Annotated in this window: 24 protein-coding genes; 18 read left to right on the forward strand and 6 right to left on the reverse strand. The window is 61.7% G+C overall.

The features are described 5' to 3' along the window. Nucleotides 1-74: 74 nt before the first annotated feature. Nucleotides 75-938 carry a D-amino-acid transaminase gene (locus ACP15O_RS10905; protein WP_425096129.1) on the forward strand — a complete coding sequence of 288 codons (864 nt, stop codon included), beginning with the start codon at nucleotides 75-77 and terminating at the stop codon, nucleotides 936-938. A 63-nt stretch (nucleotides 939-1,001) separates the two neighbouring features. Next, nucleotides 1,002-2,066: an NAD-dependent epimerase/dehydratase family protein gene (locus tag ACP15O_RS10910; RefSeq protein WP_425096130.1), complete on the forward strand. Its 1,065-nt coding sequence runs from the start codon at nucleotides 1,002-1,004 to the stop codon at nucleotides 2,064-2,066. A gap of 122 nt (nucleotides 2,067-2,188) precedes the next feature. Here ACP15O_RS10910 and ACP15O_RS10915 read toward each other — a convergent pair whose 3' ends face one another. After that, nucleotides 2,189-2,503 carry a DUF1244 domain-containing protein gene (locus ACP15O_RS10915; RefSeq protein ID WP_425096289.1) on the reverse strand — a complete coding sequence of 105 codons (315 nt, stop codon included), beginning with the start codon at nucleotides 2,501-2,503 and terminating at the stop codon, nucleotides 2,189-2,191. 42 nt (nucleotides 2,504-2,545) lie between these two features. Next, entirely contained in the window at nucleotides 2,546-3,286 is a 741-nt protein-coding gene (locus ACP15O_RS10920; protein WP_425096131.1) for an N-formylglutamate amidohydrolase, read from the reverse strand. A 137-nt stretch (nucleotides 3,287-3,423) separates the two neighbouring features. Here ACP15O_RS10920 and pyk point away from each other — a divergent pair, with 137 nt between their 5' ends. From pyk to ACP15O_RS10955, 7 genes are all read left to right on the forward strand, one after another. Continuing rightward, nucleotides 3,424-4,869 (forward strand): pyruvate kinase, encoded by a 1,446-nt coding sequence (pyk, locus tag ACP15O_RS10925; protein WP_425096132.1) that lies wholly within the window; start codon nucleotides 3,424-3,426, stop codon nucleotides 4,867-4,869. A gap of 29 nt (nucleotides 4,870-4,898) precedes the next feature. Beyond that, a complete protein-coding gene (locus tag ACP15O_RS10930) occupies nucleotides 4,899-5,120 on the forward strand; it encodes a hypothetical protein (RefSeq protein WP_425096133.1) in 222 nt (73 codons plus the stop codon). 123 nt (nucleotides 5,121-5,243) lie between these two features. Next, the gene (gene rpmI / locus ACP15O_RS10935; RefSeq protein ID WP_010443552.1) at nucleotides 5,244-5,444 is read left to right on the forward strand and encodes a 50S ribosomal protein L35; all 201 of its coding nucleotides are present in this window, start codon (nucleotides 5,244-5,246) and stop codon (nucleotides 5,442-5,444) included. Between the two features lie 15 nt (nucleotides 5,445-5,459). Further along, nucleotides 5,460-5,822 (forward strand): 50S ribosomal protein L20, encoded by a 363-nt coding sequence (gene rplT / locus ACP15O_RS10940; protein WP_425096134.1) that lies wholly within the window; start codon nucleotides 5,460-5,462, stop codon nucleotides 5,820-5,822. A 111-nt stretch (nucleotides 5,823-5,933) separates the two neighbouring features. Next, the gene (pheS, locus tag ACP15O_RS10945) at nucleotides 5,934-7,004 is read left to right on the forward strand and encodes a phenylalanine--tRNA ligase subunit alpha (protein WP_425096135.1); all 1,071 of its coding nucleotides are present in this window, start codon (nucleotides 5,934-5,936) and stop codon (nucleotides 7,002-7,004) included. A gap of 154 nt (nucleotides 7,005-7,158) precedes the next feature. Then, nucleotides 7,159-9,558 (forward strand): phenylalanine--tRNA ligase subunit beta, encoded by a 2,400-nt coding sequence (gene pheT, locus ACP15O_RS10950; protein WP_425096136.1) that lies wholly within the window; start codon nucleotides 7,159-7,161, stop codon nucleotides 9,556-9,558. Between the two features lie 72 nt (nucleotides 9,559-9,630). Next, nucleotides 9,631-10,086, forward strand: a complete 456-nt coding sequence (locus ACP15O_RS10955; protein WP_425096137.1) for a YtoQ family protein — start codon at nucleotides 9,631-9,633, stop codon at nucleotides 10,084-10,086. Between the two features lie 24 nt (nucleotides 10,087-10,110). On the opposite strand, the gene ACP15O_RS10960 is transcribed toward ACP15O_RS10955, so the two are convergent. Beyond that, nucleotides 10,111-10,812 carry a glutathione S-transferase family protein gene (locus tag ACP15O_RS10960; protein ID WP_425096138.1) on the reverse strand — a complete coding sequence of 234 codons (702 nt, stop codon included), beginning with the start codon at nucleotides 10,810-10,812 and terminating at the stop codon, nucleotides 10,111-10,113. Between the two features lie 148 nt (nucleotides 10,813-10,960). Between ACP15O_RS10960 and mscL the strand changes: the two genes are divergently transcribed. Further along, a complete protein-coding gene (gene mscL / locus ACP15O_RS10965; RefSeq protein WP_425096290.1) occupies nucleotides 10,961-11,395 on the forward strand; it encodes a large conductance mechanosensitive channel protein MscL in 435 nt (144 codons plus the stop codon). Nucleotides 11,396-11,581: 186 nt separating this feature from the next. Here the strand turns inward: mscL and ald are convergent, their stop codons facing one another. After that, nucleotides 11,582-12,700: an alanine dehydrogenase gene (gene ald / locus ACP15O_RS10970; RefSeq protein WP_425096139.1), complete on the reverse strand. Its 1,119-nt coding sequence runs from the start codon at nucleotides 12,698-12,700 to the stop codon at nucleotides 11,582-11,584. A gap of 135 nt (nucleotides 12,701-12,835) precedes the next feature. On the opposite strand from ald, the gene ACP15O_RS10975 reads away from it, so the two are divergent. The 5 genes from ACP15O_RS10975 (at nucleotide 12,836) to adh (ending at nucleotide 18,211) form a co-directional block, all read left to right on the forward strand. After that, complete coding sequence (locus tag ACP15O_RS10975; protein ID WP_425096140.1) at nucleotides 12,836-13,294, forward strand: Lrp/AsnC family transcriptional regulator; 459 nt, start codon at nucleotides 12,836-12,838, stop codon at nucleotides 13,292-13,294. Nucleotides 13,295-13,361: 67 nt separating this feature from the next. After that, nucleotides 13,362-14,948, forward strand: coding sequence for a GMC family oxidoreductase (locus ACP15O_RS10980; protein WP_425096141.1), 1,587 nt, complete (start codon nucleotides 13,362-13,364; stop codon nucleotides 14,946-14,948). After that, a complete protein-coding gene (locus tag ACP15O_RS10985; RefSeq protein ID WP_425096142.1) occupies nucleotides 14,932-15,522 on the forward strand; it encodes a flavodoxin family protein in 591 nt (196 codons plus the stop codon). The genes ACP15O_RS10980 and ACP15O_RS10985 overlap by 17 nt, the downstream gene beginning before the upstream one ends. 69 nt (nucleotides 15,523-15,591) lie before the next feature. Beyond that, on the forward strand, nucleotides 15,592-16,542 hold the full coding sequence (locus ACP15O_RS10990; protein ID WP_425096143.1) for a GAF domain-containing protein: 951 nt from the start codon (nucleotides 15,592-15,594) through the stop codon (nucleotides 16,540-16,542). Between the two features lie 145 nt (nucleotides 16,543-16,687). Beyond that, nucleotides 16,688-18,211 (forward strand): aldehyde dehydrogenase, encoded by a 1,524-nt coding sequence (adh, locus tag ACP15O_RS10995; RefSeq protein ID WP_425096144.1) that lies wholly within the window; start codon nucleotides 16,688-16,690, stop codon nucleotides 18,209-18,211. Nucleotides 18,212-18,478: 267 nt separating this feature from the next. Here the strand turns inward: adh and rpsU are convergent, their stop codons facing one another. After that, nucleotides 18,479-18,685, reverse strand: coding sequence for a 30S ribosomal protein S21 (gene rpsU / locus ACP15O_RS11000; RefSeq protein ID WP_009806335.1), 207 nt, complete (start codon nucleotides 18,683-18,685; stop codon nucleotides 18,479-18,481). Nucleotides 18,686-18,797: 112 nt separating this feature from the next. On the opposite strand from rpsU, the gene ACP15O_RS11005 reads away from it, so the two are divergent. From ACP15O_RS11005 to ACP15O_RS11015, 3 genes are all read left to right on the forward strand, one after another. Further along, complete coding sequence (locus tag ACP15O_RS11005) at nucleotides 18,798-19,484, forward strand: COQ9 family protein (protein ID WP_425096145.1); 687 nt, start codon at nucleotides 18,798-18,800, stop codon at nucleotides 19,482-19,484. Nucleotides 19,485-19,494: 10 nt separating this feature from the next. Next, a complete protein-coding gene (locus tag ACP15O_RS11010; RefSeq protein WP_425096146.1) occupies nucleotides 19,495-20,484 on the forward strand; it encodes an NAD(P)H-quinone oxidoreductase in 990 nt (329 codons plus the stop codon). A 202-nt stretch (nucleotides 20,485-20,686) separates the two neighbouring features. Continuing rightward, nucleotides 20,687-21,025, forward strand: coding sequence for an H-NS histone family protein (locus ACP15O_RS11015; RefSeq protein ID WP_425096147.1), 339 nt, complete (start codon nucleotides 20,687-20,689; stop codon nucleotides 21,023-21,025). On the opposite strand, the gene ACP15O_RS11020 is transcribed toward ACP15O_RS11015, so the two are convergent. Continuing rightward, nucleotides 21,018-21,659, reverse strand: coding sequence for a ribonuclease T2 family protein (locus ACP15O_RS11020; RefSeq protein WP_425096148.1), 642 nt, complete (start codon nucleotides 21,657-21,659; stop codon nucleotides 21,018-21,020). The two genes, ACP15O_RS11015 and ACP15O_RS11020, sit on opposite strands and share 8 nt — an antisense overlap. Between the last annotated feature and the right edge of the window lie 12 nt (nucleotides 21,660-21,671).

Below are 21,671 nucleotides of genomic sequence, written 5' to 3' on the forward strand. Positions count from 1 at the left end.
GGGGCTGCGATAAGTTTTGGGTAGCACAAGAAACGAAATGTCGGTGACAGCCCGGCCCAGCAAAGGAGACGCCCATGACCCGCACTGTTTATGTGAACGGAGAGTATTTGCCCGAGGACGAGGCGAAAATCTCGATCTTTGACCGGGCGTTTCTGATGGCGGATGGCGTCTATGAGGTGACCAGCGTTCTGGGCGGTAAGCTGATCGATTTTGACGGCCATGCCAAACGGCTGGAGCGCTCGCTGAACGAGCTGGACCTGCCCAAGCCCCCCGAATTCGACGATCTGCTTGAGATCCACCGCAAGCTGGTCGCTGAAAACGGCATCGAAGAGGGTATGGTGTATCTGCAAGTCACGCGCGGCTCGGCTGGCGATCGTGATTTCGCCTTTCCTGATCCCGAAACCACCCGTCCCGGTGTGGTGCTGTTCACCCAGAACAAGCCCGGTCTGGCCGACAACCCCGTGGCCAAGCAGGGCGTCAAGGTGATCTCGATCGAGGACATCCGCTGGGGCCGCCGTGACATCAAGACGGTGCAGCTGCTGTATCCCTCGATGGGGAAAATGATGGCCAAGAAGGCGGGCTGCGATGACGCGTGGCTGGTCGAGGATGGCTTTGTCACCGAGGGCACCAGCAACAACACGTATATCGTCAAGGACGGTAAGATCATCACGCGGAACCTGGGCACGGACATTCTGCATGGGATCACCCGCGCCGCCGTGCTGAAATTCGCCCGCGAGGCACAGATGGAGGTCGAAGAGCGGCCCTTTACCATCGAAGAGGCGCAGAACGCGGATGAGGCGTTTTTCACTTCGGCCTCGGCCTTTGTGATGCCGGTGGTGGAAATCGACGGCGTGGCGATTGGCGGCGGCACAGTGGGCAAGGTGGCCCCGCGTCTGCGCGAGATTTACCTGGATGAAAGCATCAAGGCCGGGATTTGATCCGCGGCTGACGGTCTTTGGCGGCGTCCCATCGGGGCGCCGTTTTCCGTTTGGGGAAGGCAGATGCAGATAGCGACGGATAGGTCTAAGATAAGCCCGGTGATGGTGACGGGGGCCACGGGCTATGTGGCCGGGTGGCTGGTGAAACGCTTGCTGGAACAAGGTCTGACTGTCCACGCCCCCGTGCGTGACCCACAGGGCGCGCAGGCCGCTGCGTTGATCAGGATGGCAGAGCGTCTGCCCGGCACGCTAAGCCTGTTTCGTGCGGATCTGTTGCTGGACGGATCCTATGATGTGGCGATGCAGGGCTGCGCGGTGGTGTTTCACACGGCCTCGCCGTTCCGGTCGGATAGTCAGGATCCGCAGCGCGATCTGATTGACCCGGCTTTGAAGGGCACGCGGAATGTGCTGGGCAGCGTCAATCGCAGCCCAACCGTGCGCCGGGTGGTGCTGACCGGCTCGGTTGCGGCCATGTTTGGCGATCAGGCCGATTTGCGGGACATTCCCGGCGGCGTCCTGACCGAGGCCTACTGGAACACCTCGTCCAGCCGGGCGCATCAGCCCTATGCCTATTCCAAAACCCTGGCCGAGGGGGCCGCATGGGAGATGGCGAATGCGCAGGGGCGTTGGGATCTGGTGGTGGTCAACCCCGGTCTGGTGGTCGGGCCGGGCGTGGCTGGGCCGCATGGGTCCGAGTCCTTTGATCTGATCCGTCAGCTTGGGGACGGGACGTTCAGATCAGGCGTGCCGGCCTATGAGATCGGGATGGTGGATGTGCGCGATGTGGCGCAGGCGCATCTGCGCGCCGGGTTCGAGCCCGATGCCGAGGGGCGCCACATGGTGTTCGAGGATGTGTATCGTTTTCTGGACATCGCGCGGGCTTTGAAGGCCGAATTCCCCGATTGTCCGGCCCCTGAGCGGGTCTTGCCCAAGGCCTTGTTATGGCTGGTCGGACCGATGGTTAGCCGTCGGATCACTCGCAAGACGGTGGCCCGCTGTTTTGGCCATTCGTGGCGGGGGGACAATGGCAAATCGAAGCGCGCGCTGGGCATGACGTATCGTCCGGTGCCCGAGGCTGCGGCAGCGATGTTTCGTCAGATGATTGAGGCGCGTGTGGTGTGGCGGTGACGCCTCCGGCGGGAGTATTTGGATCAAAAAGAAGCCTGGGGGCAGGCGGGGCGGTGAAGTCTGTTGTAGGTGCGCCCCATGTCCTGTCCTGCCCTGTCCTGGCTGCGTGCGGAAGGGGAGGGTTATTTCCTCTCGCCGACGTTTTGCGCGAAGGCGGTCTTGAAGGCGGTTTGCTTTTCGGGGGCTGCCTCGGTCTGGAATTGGGTTTTCCAGTCGTCATAGGGCATACCGTAATAGATTTCGCGGGCCTCTTCTTTGGTCAGGGCGATGCCGCGTTCGTTGGCGGCCTCTTGGTACCAGCGCGACAGGCAGTTGCGGCAGAATCCGGCCAGATTCATCAAGTCGATGTTCTGCACGTCGGTGCGTTTTTCCATCAGATGTGCGCGCAGGGTGCGAAAGGCGGCGGCTTCGATTTCGAGGCGGGTTTGATCGTCGATCTGGGTCATGGGCTCCTCCGGGGTGTTGATGATGGGTAGGTGTCAGCTGCTGCAATCTTTTAGGGTGGCGGTCAGGATGGGGGCCAGCCGCTTGGCCCAGGCGATCTGCTGCTCCTGGGTTTCGATCAGGTCATTGCGCAGCTCGATCAGGGTGTTCTGGCGTTCATAGGCGATGGCGTGGCGGGCGATGGCGTCGCCGGGAAGGTGGCCGCCATAGGGTTCGTTTTCGCCGACGCACAGGTCTGGTTCCTGTTCCAGCCGCCGGATCAGCGGGACCGAGAACCGCGCGTCTGCCGCATAGAGAATGCCAATATGCCAGGGGCGTGGGGCACGACCCTGAAGCTGCCGGGTAAAGCTGTGCATGGACACGATCACGGTGTTTTCCTGCCGCGCCGCCAGTTTTGCCAGCGCCGTGTGATAGGGGCGGTAGCAGCGGTTCAGGCGGCGCTCCAGCTCGGCCTGGTCGGCGTGGCGGTTGGCGGGGATGATCGTGCCGTCATAGAGGCGCATCAAGAGGGTGGGGTCGTCCTCGCCCCGGTTCGGATCAATCACCAAGCGCGAGAAATTGGACAGGATCGCGGGGGCGTTCAGCTCGGCGGCCAGGGCGCGGGTGACGCCGGCGGCGCCCACGTCATAGGCGATGTGGCGGTTCATATCGCCTGCTGCCAGGCCCAGCTGGCCATCGTTGACGAAGGGCGGCACCGTATTGGCCGCATGATCGCAGGTGATCAGCCAGCGTGCGGGCCGATCTGCGCCTAGAATTTCATATGGTTCGTAGGTCATTAAACTTTCACGTCCTTTGCTGACGCTGTAGGGCAAAATGGCAGGGAATGGAATTGCCGCTTGTGTCCTGTGCGGATATGGTTAGCGGTAACACGGAATTTTGCGCTTTTGTGCGCCAAAGCAATATGGATGACAGAATGAGACGGCATCGCAATGTGAAAATCGTGGCCACGCTGGGGCCCGCATCGGATGATTACGACATGATCCGCAAATTGCACGAGGCCGGCGCGGATGTCTTTCGCCTGAACATGAGCCACGGCAGTCACGCAGAAATCGCCGAGCGTCACGCGATCATCCGCCAGGTTGAGCAGGATTTGAACAGTCCTATCGGTATTCTGGCCGATTTGCAGGGGCCCAAGCTGCGGGTCGGGGTCTTTGCCAATAGCGAAGAGAACCTGACCGAGGGCGCGTCCTTCCGCCTGGATCTGGACCCGGCCGAGGGGACGGCGGATCGTGTCTGCCTGCCTCATCCTGAGATTTTCGCCGCGCTGGAGGTGGGCGCCAGCCTGCTGGTCAATGACGGGAAAATCCGTCTGAAAGTCGCCGATTGCGGGCCGGATTTTGCCGAATGTACTGTCGTCACTGGCGGTGTGATCTCGAATCGCAAGGGCGTGAATGTGCCCGATGTGGTGCTGCCCCTGGCGGCGCTGTCGGCCAAGGATCGCTCGGATCTGGAGTTCGTCTGCGCGCTGGGTGTGGACTGGCTGGCGCTGAGCTTTGTGCAGCGCCCCGAGGACGTGGCCGAAGCGCGCGCGCTGGCCGCCGGGCGCGCGGCGATCCTGTCGAAGATTGAAAAACCCGCGGCGGTGAAATGTTTCGATGACATCCTAGAGGTCAGCGATGGGGTGATGGTGGCGCGTGGCGATCTGGGGGTGGAACTGCCGGTCAGCAATGTGCCGCCCATCCAGAAACGCCTGATCCGCAAATGCCGCGCCGTGGGCAAGCCGGTGATCGTGGCCACGCAGATGCTGGAAAGCATGATCGAAAGCCCGATGCCCACGCGGGCCGAGGTGTCAGATGTTGCAACCGCGATCTATGAGGGCACGGATGCGATCATGCTCAGCGCGGAATCGGCCGCCGGGCACTACCCGATCGAGGCCGTGACCACGATGAATGACGTCGCCGTCGAGGTGGAAAACGACCCCACCTATACCGCCATCATCGAGGCCTCGCGCCATGCGGATCGCAGCACCGTGGCCGAAGGCATCGTGGCCGCCGCGCGCGAGATCGCGGAAACCACCGAAATCAAGGCGATCTGCTGTTACACCCAGTCGGGCACGACGGCCCTGCTGACGGCGCGCGAACGTCCGCGCGTGCCGATCATCGCGATGACCTCGGTGCGGGAAACGGCGCATCGGCTGACGCTGAGCTGGGGCACCAACTGCGTGATGACCGATGAGGTCGAGCGCTTCAAACAGGCGGTTGTCAACGCGGCGCGGGCAGCGCGGGAACAGGGTTTTGCCACCGAAGCGGATCAGATTCTGGTGGTCGCCGGCGTGCCTTTCAACCAGCCCGGCACCACTAATATTCTGCGCGTCGCCCCCTGCGAGGAGCGTTTGATTTATGCAACCGACCCAGGTTAATCTGACCTGACGTTAACCAAGGAGCGCCCATGGATCCCGATACAGTCTTTGTGATGGGGCTTTTCATCGCCATATTCTCGGTCCCGTCCATGGTGTCGGCCTGGAGCGACGGGCACGTGCCCCGCGTGGCCTCGGTTGTGGCGATTCTGGGGGGCGGAATGATGGTGTGGGCGCATTCGCAGCAGGTGGGCGGTTACCGCTTTGACGAAATCCCCGAACTGATCATCCGCGTCATCGGCAAATTCGTCTAAGAATCGGCTTGCCAGACGGAACGGACCCCAGTATAGCACCCCCCTGTCTGCACGACCGGCCGAAGAGGCATGCCGAGTCGTGTTCAAACCGTTTGAAAGACTTTGAAAGACAAGGAGACGGAAATGCCCAAGATGAAGACCAAGTCGAGCGCCAAAAAGCGCTTTAAGGTGACTGCCACGGGTAAAGTTCTGGCAGGTCAGGCCGGCAAACGCCACGGCATGATCAAACGCACCAAGAAATTCATTCGCGACGCACGCGGCAACACCACGCTGTCCGCCCCCGACGCCAAGATCGTCAAGGGCTACATGCCCTACGACCGCTAAGAGGAGATTTAGACAATGTCCCGCGTTAAAGGTGGTACCACGACCCACGCCCGTCACAAGAAAGTCGTCAAGGCCGCAAAAGGCTATTACGGCCGTCGCAAAAACACCTTCAAGGTGGCCCGTCAGGCCGTCGACAAGGCGAACCAGTACGCAACCCGTGACCGTAAGAACCGCAAGCGGAATTTCCGCGCCCTGTGGATCCAGCGGATCAACGCAGCTGTGCGCTCGCATGACGAGGCTCTGACCTACTCGCGCTTCATCAACGGCCTGAACCTGGCCGGCGTCGAAGTGGACCGTAAAGTTCTGGCCGATCTGGCCGTACACGAGCCCGCCGCTTTTGGTGCCATCGTCGAAAAGGCGAAGGCCGCGCTCGCGTAAACCCAACCTTGGGTGACACAAGTTTGAAGCCGCGGACCTTTTGGGGTCTCGCGGCTTCTTGCGTTTTGGGCCGGTGCTGGTAACAGGGGTCCAACGGAAACGGAGGGTCGGATGGACGATCTGAGAGACAAGTATCTGGGCGCGATCTCGGGCGCCGGTGATGAAAACGCGCTGGAGGACATCCGCCTTCAGGCCGTTGGCAAAAAGGGCGAGGTTGCCCTGAAAATGCGTGAACTGGGTAAAATGACCCCCGAAGAGCGGCAGGTCATGGGCCCCAGGCTGAACGCGCTCAAGGATGAGATCAACAGCGCGCTGGCCGCGAAGAAATCCGCGCTGGCCGATGCCGCGCTGGAGGAACGCCTGAAAACCGAATGGCTGGATGTGACCCTGCCGGGCCGTCCGCAGCGCCAGGGCACCATCCACCCCGTCAGCCAAGTCACCGAGGAAGTCACCGCGATCTTCGCCGACATGGGCTTCGCCGTCGCCGAAGGCCCGCGCGTGGAAACCGATTGGTATAACTTCGACGCGCTGAACATCCCCGGCCACCACCCCGCGCGGGCGGAAATGGACACGTTCTATATGCACCGCGCGGAAGGCGACAATCGTCCGCCGCATGTGCTGCGCACCCATACCAGCCCGGTGCAGATCCGCTCGATGGAGGCGCAGGGCGCGCCCATTCGGATCATCTGTCCGGGTGGCGTCTATCGCTGCGATTATGACCAGACCCACACGCCCATGTTCCACCAGGTCGAAGGCCTGGCGCTGGATAAGAACATCTCGATGGCGAACCTGAAATGGGTGCTGGAAGAGTTCTTCTCGGCCTTCTTCGGGACGGATGTGAAAACCCGCTTCCGCGCCTCGCATTTCCCGTTCACCGAACCCTCGGCCGAGGTGGACATTCAGTGCCGCTGGGACAATGGCTCGGTCAAGGTGGGCGAAGGCGATGACTGGCTGGAGGTTCTGGGCAGCGGCATGGTGCACCCCAAGGTGCTGGCCGCCGGTGGCATCGACCCCGAGGTGTACCAGGGCTTTGCCTTCGGCATCGGGATCGACCGTCTGGCCATGCTGAAATACGGCATCCCCGACCTGCGCGCCTTCTTTGACTCAGACCTGCGCTGGCTGCGCCATTACGGGTTTGCCAGCCTGGACGTGCCGACCCTGCATGGGGGGCTGTCGCGGTGATGATGTCGACAAGCTCGCGCGTGGCACCAGCCGCGCGCCGCGCCCGACCCGCCCCCATGGGCGGGCGCGTTCCGCACCCACCCCGGTTCGGGCGCTCTGCTTGTGACATTGCCTTGAACGCTATTCTGAATTCTCTCCACAAGGAGACCGACCAATGAAATTCACCCTCTCCTGGCTGAAAGAGCACCTCGAGACCGAGGCCTCTTTGGATGACATCCTCTATGCCCTGACCGATCTGGGTCTTGAGGTCGAAGAGGTCATCGACCCGGCCTCGAAACTGGCCAGTTTCACGCTGGCCAAGGTCAAACACGCCGAGCAGCACCCCGATGCCGACCGTCTGCGCGTCTGCAAGGTGGACACGGATGACGGCGAAAAGCAGATCGTCTGCGGCGCGCCCAACGCACGTGAAGGAATCACCGTGGTTCTGTGCAAACCCGGCGATTACGTCCCCGGTATTGATGTCACGCTCAGCGTCGGCAACATCCGCGGCGTCGAAAGCCACGGCATGATGGCGTCCGAGCGCGAGCTGGAGCTGTCGGACGAACATAACGGCATTATCGAGCTGCCCTCGGGCGAGGTGGGCCAGAAATTCACCGATTGGCTGGCCGAAAACGACCCCGCCAAGGTGGACCCGGTGATCGACATTGCGATCACGCCGAACCGCCCTGATGCCCTGGGAGTGCGCGGCATTGCGCTGGATCTGGCGGCGCGCGGTCTGGGCACGATGAAGCCCGCCAAGACCGCCCATATCGAAGGCCAGTACCCGTGCCCGATCACCGTCACCATCGACGAAGACACCGCCGAAAACGGCTGCGAGGTGTTCGCCGGTCGCTTGATCAAGGGGGTGAAAAACGGCCCCAGCCCGCAATGGTTGCAGGATCGTCTGACCGCGATTGGGTTGCGTCCGATCTCGGCCTTGGTGGATGTGACGAACTTCTTCACCTATGATCGCAACCGCCCGCTGCATGTGTTCGATGCGGATAAGGTGCAGGGCAACCTGCGCGTCCACCGCACCAAGGGCGGTGAGACGATGATGGGCCTGGACGAGAAGGACTACACCTTCGGCGAAGGCCAGGTGGTGATCTCGGATGACACTGGCGTGGAATCCATCAGCGGCATCATGGGCGGGCTGCATTCGGGCTGCACCGAGGACACGGTGAATGTGTTCCTTGAGGCCGCATATTGGGACCGTATCCAAATCGCGATGACCGGCCGCGCGCTGAAAATCAACACCGATGCGCGCTATCGCAACGAGCGCGGGATCGACCCTGAATACAACATGCAGGCGCTGGATGACGCGACCCAGATGATCCTGGACCTGTGCGGCGGCGAGGCCTCGGATGTGGTGGTTGCCGGCGCTGTGCCGGATGTCAGCCGCGCCTATAAACTGGACGCCGCGCGCATTCAGTCGCTGGTGGGCATGGAAATTCCGGAATCCGAACAGCGTCAGATCCTGACCAAGCTGGGCTTCCGTCTGGAGGGCAATCAGGCTCACGTGCCCAGCTGGCGCCCCGACGTGATGGGCGAGGCCGATCTGGTCGAAGAGGTTGCGCGCGTCGTGTCGCTGACCAAGCTGCAAAGCCAGCCTTTGCCGCGCGTTGATGCGGGCGTGCCCGAAATGATCCTGTCCACTGCGCAAAAACGCGAACAGATCGCCCGTCGGACCACGGCCGCGCTGGGGTACAATGAATGCGTCACCTACTCGTTCATTGATCAGAAATCGGCGGCGCTGTTTGGCGGCGGCACGGATGAAACCATGCTGGAAAACCCGATTTCCAGCGAGATGAGCCACCTGCGCCCCGCTCTGCTGCCCGGTCTGTTGCAGGCCGCTGCTCGCAATCAGGCGCGCGGTTTCATGGATATGGCCCTGTTCGAGGTCGGCCCTGCCTTCCATGGCGGCGAGCCGCGCGAGCAGCACAATCTGGTGACCGGCCTGCTGGTCGGTCGCACGGGGCCGAAGGATGTGCATGGGGCCTCGCGCCCGGTGGATGTCTATGACGCTAAGGCCGATGCCGAGGCCGTCCTGTCCGCCATCGGGGCCCCCGCCAAGGTGCAGATTTTGCGCGGTGTGCAGGGCTGGTGGCATCCGGGGCGCTCGGGGAAAATCTGTCTGGGCCCGAAAAAGGTGCTGGCCGTCTTTGGCGAGCTGCACCCCAAGGTGCTGGCCGAAATGGGCGTCAAAGGCCCTGCCGTTGCCTTCACGATCTGGCCCGATGAGGTGCCGCAACCCAAGAAGAAATCCGCAACCCGCCCGGCGATGCAGATCAGCGATCTGCAAGCGGTCGAGCGCGATTTCGCCTTTGTTGTGGATGACACGGTTGAGGCGCTGAACCTGGTAAATGCCGCCGCCGGGGCCGATAAGGCGCTGATTGATGAAGTGCGCGTGTTCGATCAGTTCATCGGTGGCTCGCTCGGTGAGGGTAAGAAATCCATCGCCATCACCGTGCGCCTGCAACCGACGGACAAGACGCTGAAGGAAAAAGACATCGAGGCCGTCGCGGCCAAGATCGTTGAGAAGGTCAGCAAAGCCACCGGCGGCGAGCTGCGCGGCTAAGGCGGCGGGAATATGCGAAACGAAAGGGGCCAGCACGGCCCCTTTTTGCTGGATACGAAGAAAGGGAACCGCATGACTTTGAACGTCTATCTGTCCGGGGAAATCCACACTGACTGGCGCGAACAGATCATCGAGGGCTCGGCCGGGCTGGACGTGACGTTCAGCGCGCCGGTGACGGATCACGATGCCAGCGACGATTGCGGCGTGGCCATCATGGGGGCCGAGCCGAACAAATTCTGGCACGACCACAAAGGCGCCAAGCTGAACGCCATCCGCACCCGCCGTCTGATCGCGCAGGCGGATGTTGTCGTGGTGCGTTTCGGCGAGAAGTACAAACAGTGGAACGCGGCGTTCGATGCGGGCTATGCGGCGGCCTTGGGCAAGTCGCTGATCGTGCTGCACGGGGATGCGCATCAACATGCGCTCAAAGAGGTGGACGCCGCCGCGCTGGCCGTCACCCAGGAGCCGGCTCAGGTGGTCCGGATTTTGCGCTATGTACTGACGGGAGATTTGCCCGGCGGCACCTGACAGAGCCCAGATGCCGCCGCCGCATTATGCGTCGCGTGGGGGGATGTTCAGGCCCTTCTGCGCGGCGGGGCGCGCCATGAACCGATCCAGATAAGCGACCGTGTTGGGGAAGCTATCCCAGGCGACGGCCTCTTTCGCTTCATAGAAATCCAGCGCGCGCAGCCACGGGGCAATCGCAATATCGGCAATCGAGTAATCGCCGCAGATCCAGTCCTGGCCATCCAGCTGTTTCTCGATCACAGAAAGCAGGCGCTTGGCCTCGTTAAGATAGCGTTCAACCGGGCGAGGGTCTTCGATGTCCTTGCCCGCAAAGGCAAAAAAGAAGCCCAGCTGCCCCAGCATCGGCCCAAGGCCGCCCATCTGGAACATCACCCACTGGATAACCTTGTAGCGCTCGGCCGGGTTTTCGGGCAGCAACTGGCCGGATTTTTCGGCCAGATAAATCAGGATCGCACCGGATTCCCACAGGCCCAGCGGCTGCCCGCCTGGGCCATCGGGATCAATGATCGCGGGGATTTTGTTATTCGGGTTCAGCGACAGGAATTCGGGAGATTTCACATCCTTGTCAGCCAGGGTCACGGTGTGGGCCTCGTAGGGCAGGCCGATCTCTTCCAGCATGATCGAGACCTTGATCCCGTTCGGCGTGGGGAAGGAATACAGCTGTAGAACCGAAGGGTCCTGGGCAGCCCAGCGTGACGTGATCGGAAAGTCTTCGGGAAAGGTCATGAGCGTTCCTTTTGGTTGCTGATGGGGAAATTAGCGGAAAATTCCCAATGCAAAAGGCCGGTTTATGTGGAAAATCCCAGTACTGACTGTGGGGAAACGCGCAAAAAGTGCCCGCAGTGTGCATAAAACGACTAAGGGAATGGGACTAATGCTACAGGAATTCAAAGACTTCATTGCCAAGGGCAATGTGATGGACATGGCTGTCGGGATCATCGTCGGCGCGGCCTTTACGGCGATCGTTAAATCCATGGTGGCCGATCTGATCAACCCGATCATCGGTCTGTTTACCGGCGGGGTGGATTTCACCAACAACTACGCGGTGCTGGGCGGCGATGTGCCCGAAGGGGCCAGCCTTGAGGCCGCGCGCGAGGCCGGGGCCTCGATCTTTGCCTATGGGGCCTTCGGAATGGCGGTGCTGAACTTCCTGATCATCGCATTCGTGGTGTTCATGCTGGTGCGCCAGGTGAACCGCATCAAAGACGCCGCCACCGCCAAAGAAGAGGCCGCCCCGGTCGAAGAGGCCCCCGCAGGCCCCAGCGAGCTGGACGTTCTGCTGGAAATCCGCGACGCACTGAAGAAATAAGCCCTCTGCAAAGCCAAACCCCGCTGGGCTCAATCGGCGGGGTTTGCGCAAAAAGACCCGGTGCAACGGTGTGTCGCCGTGCACCGGGCCAAGCGGAGGTGCACCTCTCGGTGCGGGATCAAGGCGCCGCCTGACGTGGATCGGCGGCCCCAGCATCTGTTCTGTCACTCATAAACAGAACGGATTTCAGATTTTCAAAGCATCCTGGGCGGGGATGAAATCCAGATTCAGAGCCGCGCCCACAGCCGCATATGTCAGCTGCCCGGCATGGACGTTCAGCCCGTTCAGCAGGTGCGGATCGTCGGCGCAGGCCTGTTTCCAGCCTTTGTTGGCCAGCGCCATCAGGAAGGGCATGGTTGCATTCCCCAACGCGATGGTCGAGGTGCGCGCAACAGCGCCCGGCATGTTGGCCACGCAATAATGCATCACGCCATCGACCTCGTAGATCGGGTTTTCGTGCGTGGTGGGCTTCGACGTTTCAAAGCACCCGCCCTGATCAATGGCGACATCCACGATGGCGGCTCCGGGTTTCATCGTGGACAGCTGAGCGCGGCTGACCAGTTTCGGCGCGGCGGCACCGGGGATCAGCACGGCACCGATGACCATGTCGGCCTGTGCGACTTTCTCGGCGGTGTAGCCCTTCGAGGCATAGCCGGTGCGGAACTCGCCGCGAAAGGCATCGTCCAGATAGCGCAGGCGGGGCAGGGACATGTCCAGAACGGTGACATCCGCGCCCATTCCGGCGGCCACGCGGGCAGCATGAGTGCCAACCACGCCGCCACCGATCACGACAACCTGAGCCGGGGCCACTCCGGGGACGCCGCCCATCAGCACGCCGCGTCCGCCATTGGCCTTTTGCAGGGTCCACGCCCCGACCTGCGGGGCCAGCTTGCCCGCGACCTCGGACATGGGGGCCAGCAGCGGCAGGCCGCCGCTGCGGTCGGTCACGGTTTCATAGGCGATCGCGGTGCAGCCCGAGGCCAGCAGATCATGGGTTTGCGCGGGGTCGGGGGCCAGGTGCAGATAGGTGAACAGCAGCTGCCCCTCGCGCAGCATCTTGCGCTCAACGGCCTGGGGCTCTTTGACCTTCACGATCATGTCGGCGGTTGCGAAAATCTCGGCCGGGGTGTCCAGAAGCGTGGCCCCGGCGGCCGCATAGTCGGCATCCGAGAAGCCGGCCCCGGCCCCCGCGCCCTTCTGGATGAACACCTGATGGCCGTTGGCGGTGGCCTCTTGGGTGGCGACGGGGGTCATGCCGACGCGGAATTCTTGTGGTTTGATTTCGGTGGGGCATCCGATTTTCATTTTTGCATTCTCCCTGAGCTTTTGATCAAAATGTCGCAGATTCCCCGCAAGGGTTTTGAAAAATCGGTCGATCTTTGCCTCTAATTGTGAATATTCTGCGCGGAAATTGGGAATCTTGCGAAGGAATTTGCGCCAATGTCGTTGGATGAAACAGATCGCCGTATTCTGAAAGTGCTGCAACGCAAGGGGCGTATTTCCAATGCGGACCTGAGCGAGGCGGTGAATCTGTCGCCCTCGGCCTGTCATCGCCGGGTTCAGAGGCTGGAATCAGACGGCTATGTTCGGGACTATGTGGCGCTGCTGGATGCCCGGAAAATGAAGCTGCCGACCACGGTGTTCGTCGAGATCACCCTACAGGGCCAGGCGGATGAAACACTGGACGCGTTTGAAAAGGCCGTGGCGCGCATTCCGGATGTTCTGGAATGTCATCTGATGGCGGGCACGGCGGATTATATCCTGAAGGTCGTGGCCGAAAACACCGAGGATTTCGCGCGCATTCACCGCCAGCATCTGACCCGACTGCCGGGGGTGGCGCAAATGCAAAGCTCTTTTGCGTTGCGCACCGTGTTCAAGACCACGGCGCTGCCCGTTTAGCATCCGGGCTTGCAAATGTCTGACAATTGGGTCTACTCCTGTCTCTGAGGGAACAGAGGAGGGGCCCATGCCGTGGGATTACATCATCGTCGGGGCAGGCAGCGCGGGCTGCGTTCTGGCCAAGCGCTTGGCCGATGCCGATAAAAAGGTGCTGCTGCTCGAAGCCGGGGGGCGCGACAATTACCACTGGGTCCATATCCCGATGGGCTATCTTTACTGCATCAACAATCCGCGCACCGATTGGATGTTCAAAACCGAGCCCGATCCGGGGCTGAACGGGCGCGAGTTGCTCTATCCGCGCGGTAAGGTGCTGGGGGGTTGTTCCTCGATCAATGGGATGCTGTATTTGCGCGGGCAGGCGGCCGATTACGATGGCTGGCGGCAAATGGGGAACACCGGCTGGGGCTGGGACGATGTGCTGCCCTATTTCCTGAAATCCGAGGATTACGTGGACGGGGCCTCGGATATGCACGGTGCGGGCGGTGAATGGCGCGTGGACAATCAGCGCCTGCACTGGGACGTGCTGGACGACTGGATGGAGGCCGCCGCACAGGAAGGCCTGCCCAAGACCACCGATTTCAATCAGGGCAATAACGAAGGCGTCGGATATTTCCGCGTCAACCAGCGCAATGGCTGGCGGATGAACACGGCCAAGGCGTTCTTGCGCACCGTCCGGGGTACGGGGCTGAAGGTGGAAACCCATGCCCATACCCGCCGCCTGCTGCTAGAGAACGGGCGCTGCGTGGGTGTGGAATATGAACAGAACGGTCAGGTGAAAACCGCGCGGGCAAGCGGCGAGGTGATCTTGTCCGCTGGGGCCATCGGCTCGCCTCAGATCCTGCAATTGTCGGGGATCGGGCCGGGCGCGCTGCTGCAAAAACACGGGATCGCCGTGCAGCACGAAGCGCCGGGGATTGGTGCCAACCTTCAGGATCACTTGCAACTGCGCTGCGCCTGGCGTCTGTCGGGGGGCAAGACGCTGAACACCATGGCCAACAGCCTGTTGGGCAAGGCCATGATCGGGCTGGAGTATCTGCTGAAACGGACGGGGCCCATGTCGATGGCGCCCTCGCAACTGGGGGCCTTTGCCAAATCGCGCCCCGATCTGGAAACGCCGGATCTGGAATTCCACGTCCAACCCCTGTCCTTAGAGGCCTTCGGGCGGCCTCTGGATGATTTTCCGGCAATGACGGCCAGCGTCTGCAATCTGCGCCCCGAAAGCCGCGGGGTGGTCGAAATCAGCAGCCCCGATCCCAAGGCCAAACCGCGGATCGCGCCGAATTATCTGTCCACCGAGAGCGACCGCAAAGTCGCGGCGGATTCCATCCGTCTGGCGCGCCGGATCGCCGCGCAGCCCGCCATGGCCAAATATGCTCCGCAAGAGATGAAACCGGGCATTCCCGGTGACAGCGATGCCGATCTGGCCAAGGCCGCCGGGGATATTGGCACCACGATTTTCCACCCTGCGGGCACAGTGCGCATGGGCGCAGATCAGGCCGCGCCGTTGGATCCGCAACTGCGGATGCGCGGGGTCGGTGGGCTGCGGGTTGTGGATTGCTCTGTTATGCCGACGATCACCTCGGGGAATACCAATTCGCCCACCATCATGATCGCCGAGAAGGCCAGTGACATGATCCTTGCATCTGCCCGCTAAGGCGTGGCAATCGGTGCATATGGCGAATGTTGCGATAACCTATTTCTCGGGGCGGGGGCACACCCGCAAGATGGCGCAGACCATTGCGGACGCGTTGGGCACCGAAGACTGCGCCGCGCGGCTGATCGACGTCATGCAGATGACCCAGATGGACTGGCAGGCGATGGAGGCCGCCGACGCCATCCTGTTCGGCGCACCCACCTACATGGGCAGCGTCGCGGCCGAGTTCAAAGGCTTCATGGATGCCAGCAGCGATATCTGGTCGAACCAGCTGTGGGCAGATAAGATCGCGGGCGGGTTCTCCGTGGCCACCTTTCCCGGCGGGGATAAGCTGGTGGCGCTACAGCAATTGAACACCTTTGCGATGCAGCACGGCATGATCTGGGTTGGGCAGGATCAGATCGGCGCGCCGGTCGATGCCGATCAGCCCGGCATCAATCAGAGCGGCGTCTGGCTGGGGCTGGCTGCCACCACCGTGCGCGACAAGGAACAGCTGATATCCGAGGGCGACATTGAAACCGCGCGCCGCTTTGGCAAGCGCATTGCCCGCGCGGTACGACGTTGGTCGGTATAGGCCCGATCGCCTTTGTTTTCTGGGCTCTGACGTGCTAAGCACCCAGGTGAGGAGCCCGGAGGAACCTGCATGACGCAGTTGCATCACGCTGACAGAGTGCTGGAGGAAGCGCATTCGCCCCGTGCGGCGGCGACGTCTCGGCTGGCAGCGTCGTGGCGGCGTTCGGCGGTCACTTATGGGCTGGATCCGCGCAACAAGCGCGCTCCCGAACGAGTCGAGATGACCGAGGTTCTGAAACGCCGCGACGCAATGGGCGATTTTCTGGAACTGGCCGTCCCGCAGATTGATCAGCTGTTCCGCATGGTCGGCAGCACCGGCTGCTGCGTGCTGCTGACAGACGCCGAGGGCGTGGTGCTGCAAGAGAGGTGCTCGGATTCCGACAGGGCCGTGTTCCAAAGCTGGGGCCTGTGGTCCGGCGCAATCTGGAGCGAACAGGCCGAGGGCACCAACGGAATTGGCACCTGTCTGGCGGAAAACCGTCAGGTCATCATCCACCGCGATGAACATTTCCACAGCCGCAACACCGCCATGAGCTGCATGGATGCGCCCATTTACGGTGCCAGGGGCGAGGTGCTGGCGGCGCTGGATGTGTCCTCGTGCCGGGCGGATCAGACCGAGGGTTACACCCGTCTGATCGCCGGTGTCGTGGCGCAGGCCGCGCGGCAGATTGAGACAGCCCATTTCCACGCTTCCTTTGCCGGGGCGCGTTTCGTGGATGTTGGCGCGGATCGCCCGGACGAGACAACCCTGCTGGCCGTAGACGGCGATGATCTGGTGATCGGCGCCACTCGCGCGGCCCGGCGCAAACTGGGTTTGCAGGGGCATAGCTTTGATAATCCGATGCCGGCGGTGGACGTTCTGGGCACGGCTCAGGACCGCCGCGGGCTGGAGCAGGCCGAACGCGCCGCGTTGCGCCGGGCGCTGGCGCGGGCCGGGGGGAATGCCTCGGCGGCGGCGCGCGCACTGGGGATTGGCCGCGCTACGCTGTATCGCCGGATGAAACGTCTGGGGCTGGATTGACGCCACGCTTTTCGGTTTCAATTGTCTCAGTACTGAGACACATCGCCCATACCGCCCGTCTTTGGGGGGCTGTTTGAAGCGCGGAATCACGGAAACCTCTGTCCATTCGCCGGGTATGCCCGGCTACTGAGGAGGAGATTCCAAAATGAACGATATGACTCAAGCCAGCGACGTGCAGTACGCATCGCCCTTCAAGGCGCGCTATGACAACTTCATCGGCGGCAAGTTCGTTGCGCCCGTGAACGGCAAATACTTCGAAAACATCACCCCCATCACCGGCGGTGTTGTCTGTGAAGTGGCCCGTTCGGACGCGGCGGACGTGGAACTGGCGCTGGATGCCGCACACGCAGCCAAAGACGCCTGGGGCAAAACCTCGCCGGCCGAGCGCTCGAATATCCTGCTGAAAATCGCAGACCGTATCGAAGAAAACCTGGAGCTGATCGCCACCGCCGAGACCTGGGACAACGGTAAGCCGATCCGCGAAACCACCGCCGCAGACATCCCGCTGTCGGCAGACCATTTCCGCTACTTTGCCGGCGTTCTGCGCGGCCAAGAAGGCACCATGTCCGAGATCGACCACGACACCGTGGCCTATCATTTCCATGAACCGCTGGGCGTCGTCGGCCAGATCATCCCGTGGAACTTCTCGGTTCTGATGGCCGCGTGGAAACTGGCGCCCGCCCTGGCTGCTGGTAACTGCATCGTGCTGAAACCGGCCGAGCAGACCCCCGCCGCGATCATGGTTCTGATGGAAGTGATTGCAGATCTGCTGCCCGCCGGCGTTCTGAACGTGGTGAACGGCATGGGCCCGGACGTTGGCGGCCCGCTGGCCACCAGCCCGCGCATTGCCAAGATCGCCTTTACCGGCTCCACTGAAACCGGCCGCATCATCATGAAGGCCGCGACTGAAAACCTGATCCCGGTGACGCTGGAGCTGGGCGGCAAATCGCCGAACATCTTCTTCTCGGATGTGATGGCTCAGGACGATGCGTTTCTGGACAAAGCCGTCGAAGGTTTTGTTCTGTTCGCCTTCAACCAGGGTGAGGTCTGCACCTGCCCGTCGCGCGCCCTGATCCAGGAAGACATCTACGAAGAGTTCATCGAGCGCTGCATCGCCCGCGTGAAAGCCATCAAACAAGGCGATCCGCGCGACATGAGCACCATGGTCGGTGCCCAAGCCAGCCAGGAACAGCAGGAAAAAATCCTGTCCTACCTGCAAATCGGTGTCGAAGAAGGGGCCGAGGTTCTGGCCGGTGGCGACGCTGCCCGCTTTAACGGTGACATCTCGAACGGCTACTACATCCAGCCGACCATCCTGAAAGGCCACAACAAGATGCGTGTCTTCCAGGAAGAGATCTTTGGCCCGGTTGTGTCCGTCACCACCTTCAAAGACGAAGAAGAGGCCATGCAGATCGCCAATGACACCATGTACGGCCTGGGCGCCGGTGTCTGGACGCGTGACGGCACCCGTGCCTATCGCTTTGGCCGCGGCATCGAGGCAGGCCGTGTCTGGGTGAACAACTACCACGCCTATCCGGCCCACGCGGCCTTTGGTGGTTACAAACAGTCGGGCATCGGTCGCGAGACCCACAAGATGATGCTGGACCACTACCAGCAGACCAAAAACATGCTGGTCAGCTACAATCCCAACAAACTGGGCTTCTTCTAAGTTCAGCGTAGAAAAGGGGCCTTCCCAGAGGGCCCCTTTGATCTGGTTCCGGCCCTGGGGTGCGCGGCGTTGTCCTCCTCGCTCCTCTCCCGATGACGGTGCGGACTTTGGGGTTGGAATTAGAAACCAAAACGAAAAACGCGCCCAGCTGTCCGGCCGGGCGCGTTTTATTTTGGGTCGTACTTTTTGGCATTGAGCCAAAAACGACAAACCCCCGTGGAATACCTCGGGGGTCGTCTTCAGCATCCAAAGCTACCGAGAGAGATCTTACAGAAGACCTTCGCGCTGTGCTTTCTTGCGTGCCAGTTTACGGGCACGGCGGATCGCTTCAGCTTTCTCACGCGCTTTTTTGACAGAGGGTTTCTCGAAATGCTGCTTCAGCTTCATTTCGCGGAACACACCTTCGCGCTGTAGCTTCTTCTTCAGGGCCCGAAGGGCCTGATCGACGTTATTGTCGCGAACGCTAACCTGCATGTGGTTTTCACCACCTTTCTAAGTTGAGTTGCAAGGAATTGCAGGAAGTGGCCATATAGCAAAGGCTGCCCTATTTGTCTAGGGTGTGGCCAAGCATGAAAAGGAGCCCGCCATGACTGCACCGGATGCGAAGGAAACCCTGCTGGACGCCGCGCTAAGCCACGTGGCCTTTGATGGCTGGAGCACGGAAACCTTTGAGGCGGCCGTGGCGGATTCGGGGGTTAACCCGACGGTGGCGCGGGCGGTCTGTCCGCGCGGTGCGGTGGATCTGGCGGTGGCCTATCATCAGCGCGGGGATCGGCTGATGACCGAGCGCTATAAGGCCGCGGACCTGTCTGGCCTGCGCTATTCCCAGAAGGTGGCCGCCCTGATCCGGTTCCGGATCGAAGCGGCCGATGACAAAGAGGCCGTGCGGCGCGGCTCGACTTTGTTCGCCCTGCCGCAGCACGCGCCAGAAGGGGCCCGGCTGATCTGGAACACCTGCGATCTGATCTGGAATACGCTTGGGGACAGTTCGGAGGATGTGAACTGGTACACCAAGCGCATGACGCTGAGCGGGGTCTATGGCGCAACCGTGCTGTTCTGGCTGGGAGACGATTCGCCAGGTGAACAGGCGACATGGGATTTCTTGGAGCGGCGGATCGACGATGTTATGCGTTTCGAGAAGTTCAAGGCCGGCATACGCGAAAACAAGGCCCTGAGCCCCCTGTTCGCGGGGCCTCTGGCCGTTCTGAACACGATCAAAGCCCCCAAAGCCGCGCGCAATGACCTGCCCGGCCAGATGCAGGGCAAAACCTAAGGAGACAACAATGACCCAGATGATGCGGGCGGTGGAAATCACCGAACCGGGTGGACCGGACGTGCTGAAACTCTGCGAACGCCCGGTGCCGCAGCCCGCGGCGGGCCAGGTGGTGATCAAGGTCGCCTATGCCGGTGTGAACCGCCCCGATGCGCTGCAACGCGCCGGGGCCTATGCGCCGCCGCCCACGGCCAGCGATCTGCCGGGGCTTGAAGCCTCGGGGCATATCGAGGCGATCGGCGCCGGCGTGAGCGGCTGGTCGGTTGGCGATCCGGTCTGCGGGCTGCTGCCCGGCGGCGGCTATGCCGAATACGTGGCCACCCCGGCAGCGCATTGCCTGCCGGTGCCGGACGGTATGGGGCTGAAAGAGGCCGCCTGCCTGCCCGAGACCTATTTCACCGTCTGGTCCAACGTGTTCCAGCGCGGTGGCCTAAAAGCAGGAGAGCGGTTCTTGATCCACGGCGGCTCGTCCGGGATTGGCACGACGGCGATCCAACTGGCCCGTGAATTCGGCGCGCGGGTGTTCGTGACCGTCGGCAATCAGGAAAAAGCCGCCGCCTGCGCCGCGCTGGGGGCCGAGCGGACGATTATCTATAAGGACGAAGATTTCGTCGATGTGATGAAATCCGAGGGCGGCGCGAACCTGATCCTGGATATGGTGGGCGGCCTGTATATCCCGCGCAATATCCGGGCGCTGGCTGATGACGGGCGGCTGGTGCAGATCGCGTTCCTACAGGGCCCCAAGGTCGAGATGAACTTTGCGCAGGTCATGACGCGGAGGCTGACGATCACCGGGTCCACTCTGCGCCCGCAAAGCGACCTGGCCAAGGCCAAGATCGCCGACAGCCTGCATGAGAACGTCTGGCCGCTGCTGAATGCTGGCAAGATCGCCCCAGTGATGGACAGCGAATTTGCGCTTGCAGATGCCAGCCAGGCCCATGCCCGGATGGAAAGCAGCGGGCATATCGGCAAGATCGTTCTGACTGTCTTTGGCGGGTGAAGCCCCGGCAGCATTGGGGTGAAAAAGGGGCCGGGGGCCCCTTTTTTATGTGAGCGGTCAGAGTTTGCTATTTTAGGTAGAGTGTCGCTCTACTTACCCTTCTTATGGTGTTCGTATTTCCAGAATTTCCACGGAATTGAATTGAAAGTAAGATTGCGATACTCCATAGAAATTGCACCACTCTGAAAACACGAGGAAAATTATGTCCGCACTTTTGGAAATTACCGCCGCAGATCTGAATGCTCTTTCTTTGGCGGATTTGAAGGCGCTGGAAAAGAAAGTCGCAAAGGCTATTGCCTCTTTCGAAGAACGGCAGCGCCAAGAGGCCCTGGCCGCGCTTGAAGCCAAAGCCAAGGAAATGGGGTTCTCTCTGGCAGAGCTGACCGGGGCCAGTGCCGGGCGGAAAGCGAAACCCGCCGGGATTCCCAAATTCGCCAATCCTGAAAACCCCGCGCAAACCTGGACCGGCAAAGGCCGCCGGCCCGAATGGTTTGTTGCGGCTGTTCAGGCGGGTAAATCCCCCGAAGACCTGGCTATCTGATCGGATCGAATAGCGCGTCTTTCATGCGGCAATCTTTGACAGCGTCCCGGCCGCAAGGCACGGGGCGCAGGTCTTTGGACAGGCACAGGCGGGCCTCTTGGATGCGTCCGTCGCGGCAGGTGATGGTCAGCATGTCGGGCTCCCAGTCCGGGTTGGCCTTCAAAAACGCCTCTTCCACGACCGAGGCGGGCAGTTTCACCGACCGATCCAGTTTGCGGAAAATCTGCGGGCGGTTCACGCTTTCATAGGCGCGGCGCGACAGGGCGTAATATTGCGCCGCCGTCAGCCCCGAGCAGGTGCCATGCTTTTTCCACTGATACCAGGCCAGGCCGGAACTGCCCATGATGTCCTCCATCTCGTTGGACATGCGGCGGGTGGGGTGCGGTTCGGTTGTGCGGCAGAACGCAGGCCAGCCGCGATGATACTGCGGCCACAGCCCATGCAGCACCCAGCCGTAATCGTGACGCGGGTCGCATTGCGGGGAATTGCGCGCGTCCCCTTCGATGGCACACCAACTGGGCGACCAGCTCAGCGCCAGGACGTAGTAATCAAACTCTCCAGATTTTTCCCCATCCGCACGGGCAGGGGCGGCGAAGCTCAGCGCGGCCAGCAGGGCCAACAGGGCAAATCGCATAAACTCTTTCCT

The organism is Youngimonas ophiurae (nom. illeg.) (assembly GCF_049803795.1).
In the GTDB taxonomy this organism is placed as follows: domain Bacteria; phylum Pseudomonadota; class Alphaproteobacteria; order Rhodobacterales; family Rhodobacteraceae; genus Thalassobius.

What these genes read in the sequence shown, in the direction of transcription:
- ACP15O_RS11020 (WP_425096148.1), bottom strand. Translation starts at nt 21,659, where the DNA reads ATGCGATTTGCCCTGTTGGCCCTGCTGGCCGCGCTGAGCTTCGCCGCC.
- ald (WP_425096139.1), bottom strand. Translation starts at nt 12,700, where the DNA reads ATGAAAATCGGATGCCCCACCGAAATCAAACCACAAGAATTCCGCGTC.
- pheT (WP_425096136.1), top strand. Translation starts at nt 7,159, where the DNA reads ATGAAATTCACCCTCTCCTGGCTGAAAGAGCACCTCGAGACCGAGGCC.
- rplT (WP_425096134.1), top strand. Translation starts at nt 5,460, where the DNA reads ATGTCCCGCGTTAAAGGTGGTACCACGACCCACGCCCGTCACAAGAAA.
- rpsU (WP_009806335.1), bottom strand. Translation starts at nt 18,685, where the DNA reads ATGCAGGTTAGCGTTCGCGACAATAACGTCGATCAGGCCCTTCGGGCC.
- mscL (WP_425096290.1), top strand. Translation starts at nt 10,961, where the DNA reads ATGCTACAGGAATTCAAAGACTTCATTGCCAAGGGCAATGTGATGGAC.
- ACP15O_RS11015 (WP_425096147.1), top strand. Translation starts at nt 20,687, where the DNA reads ATGTCCGCACTTTTGGAAATTACCGCCGCAGATCTGAATGCTCTTTCT.
- ACP15O_RS10975 (WP_425096140.1), top strand. Translation starts at nt 12,836, where the DNA reads ATGTCGTTGGATGAAACAGATCGCCGTATTCTGAAAGTGCTGCAACGC.
- ACP15O_RS10930 (WP_425096133.1), top strand. Translation starts at nt 4,899, where the DNA reads ATGGATCCCGATACAGTCTTTGTGATGGGGCTTTTCATCGCCATATTC.
- ACP15O_RS10910 (WP_425096130.1), top strand. Translation starts at nt 1,002, where the DNA reads ATGCAGATAGCGACGGATAGGTCTAAGATAAGCCCGGTGATGGTGACG.
- pheS (WP_425096135.1), top strand. Translation starts at nt 5,934, where the DNA reads ATGGACGATCTGAGAGACAAGTATCTGGGCGCGATCTCGGGCGCCGGT.
- ACP15O_RS10920 (WP_425096131.1), bottom strand. Translation starts at nt 3,286, where the DNA reads ATGACCTACGAACCATATGAAATTCTAGGCGCAGATCGGCCCGCACGC.
- ACP15O_RS10980 (WP_425096141.1), top strand. Translation starts at nt 13,362, where the DNA reads ATGCCGTGGGATTACATCATCGTCGGGGCAGGCAGCGCGGGCTGCGTT.
- ACP15O_RS11010 (WP_425096146.1), top strand. Translation starts at nt 19,495, where the DNA reads ATGACCCAGATGATGCGGGCGGTGGAAATCACCGAACCGGGTGGACCG.
- rpmI (WP_010443552.1), top strand. Translation starts at nt 5,244, where the DNA reads ATGCCCAAGATGAAGACCAAGTCGAGCGCCAAAAAGCGCTTTAAGGTG.
- ACP15O_RS10990 (WP_425096143.1), top strand. Translation starts at nt 15,592, where the DNA reads ATGACGCAGTTGCATCACGCTGACAGAGTGCTGGAGGAAGCGCATTCG.
- ACP15O_RS11005 (WP_425096145.1), top strand. Translation starts at nt 18,798, where the DNA reads ATGACTGCACCGGATGCGAAGGAAACCCTGCTGGACGCCGCGCTAAGC.
- ACP15O_RS10960 (WP_425096138.1), bottom strand. Translation starts at nt 10,812, where the DNA reads ATGACCTTTCCCGAAGACTTTCCGATCACGTCACGCTGGGCTGCCCAG.
- ACP15O_RS10905 (WP_425096129.1), top strand. Translation starts at nt 75, where the DNA reads ATGACCCGCACTGTTTATGTGAACGGAGAGTATTTGCCCGAGGACGAG.
- ACP15O_RS10955 (WP_425096137.1), top strand. Translation starts at nt 9,631, where the DNA reads ATGACTTTGAACGTCTATCTGTCCGGGGAAATCCACACTGACTGGCGC.
- adh (WP_425096144.1), top strand. Translation starts at nt 16,688, where the DNA reads ATGAACGATATGACTCAAGCCAGCGACGTGCAGTACGCATCGCCCTTC.
- pyk (WP_425096132.1), top strand. Translation starts at nt 3,424, where the DNA reads ATGAGACGGCATCGCAATGTGAAAATCGTGGCCACGCTGGGGCCCGCA.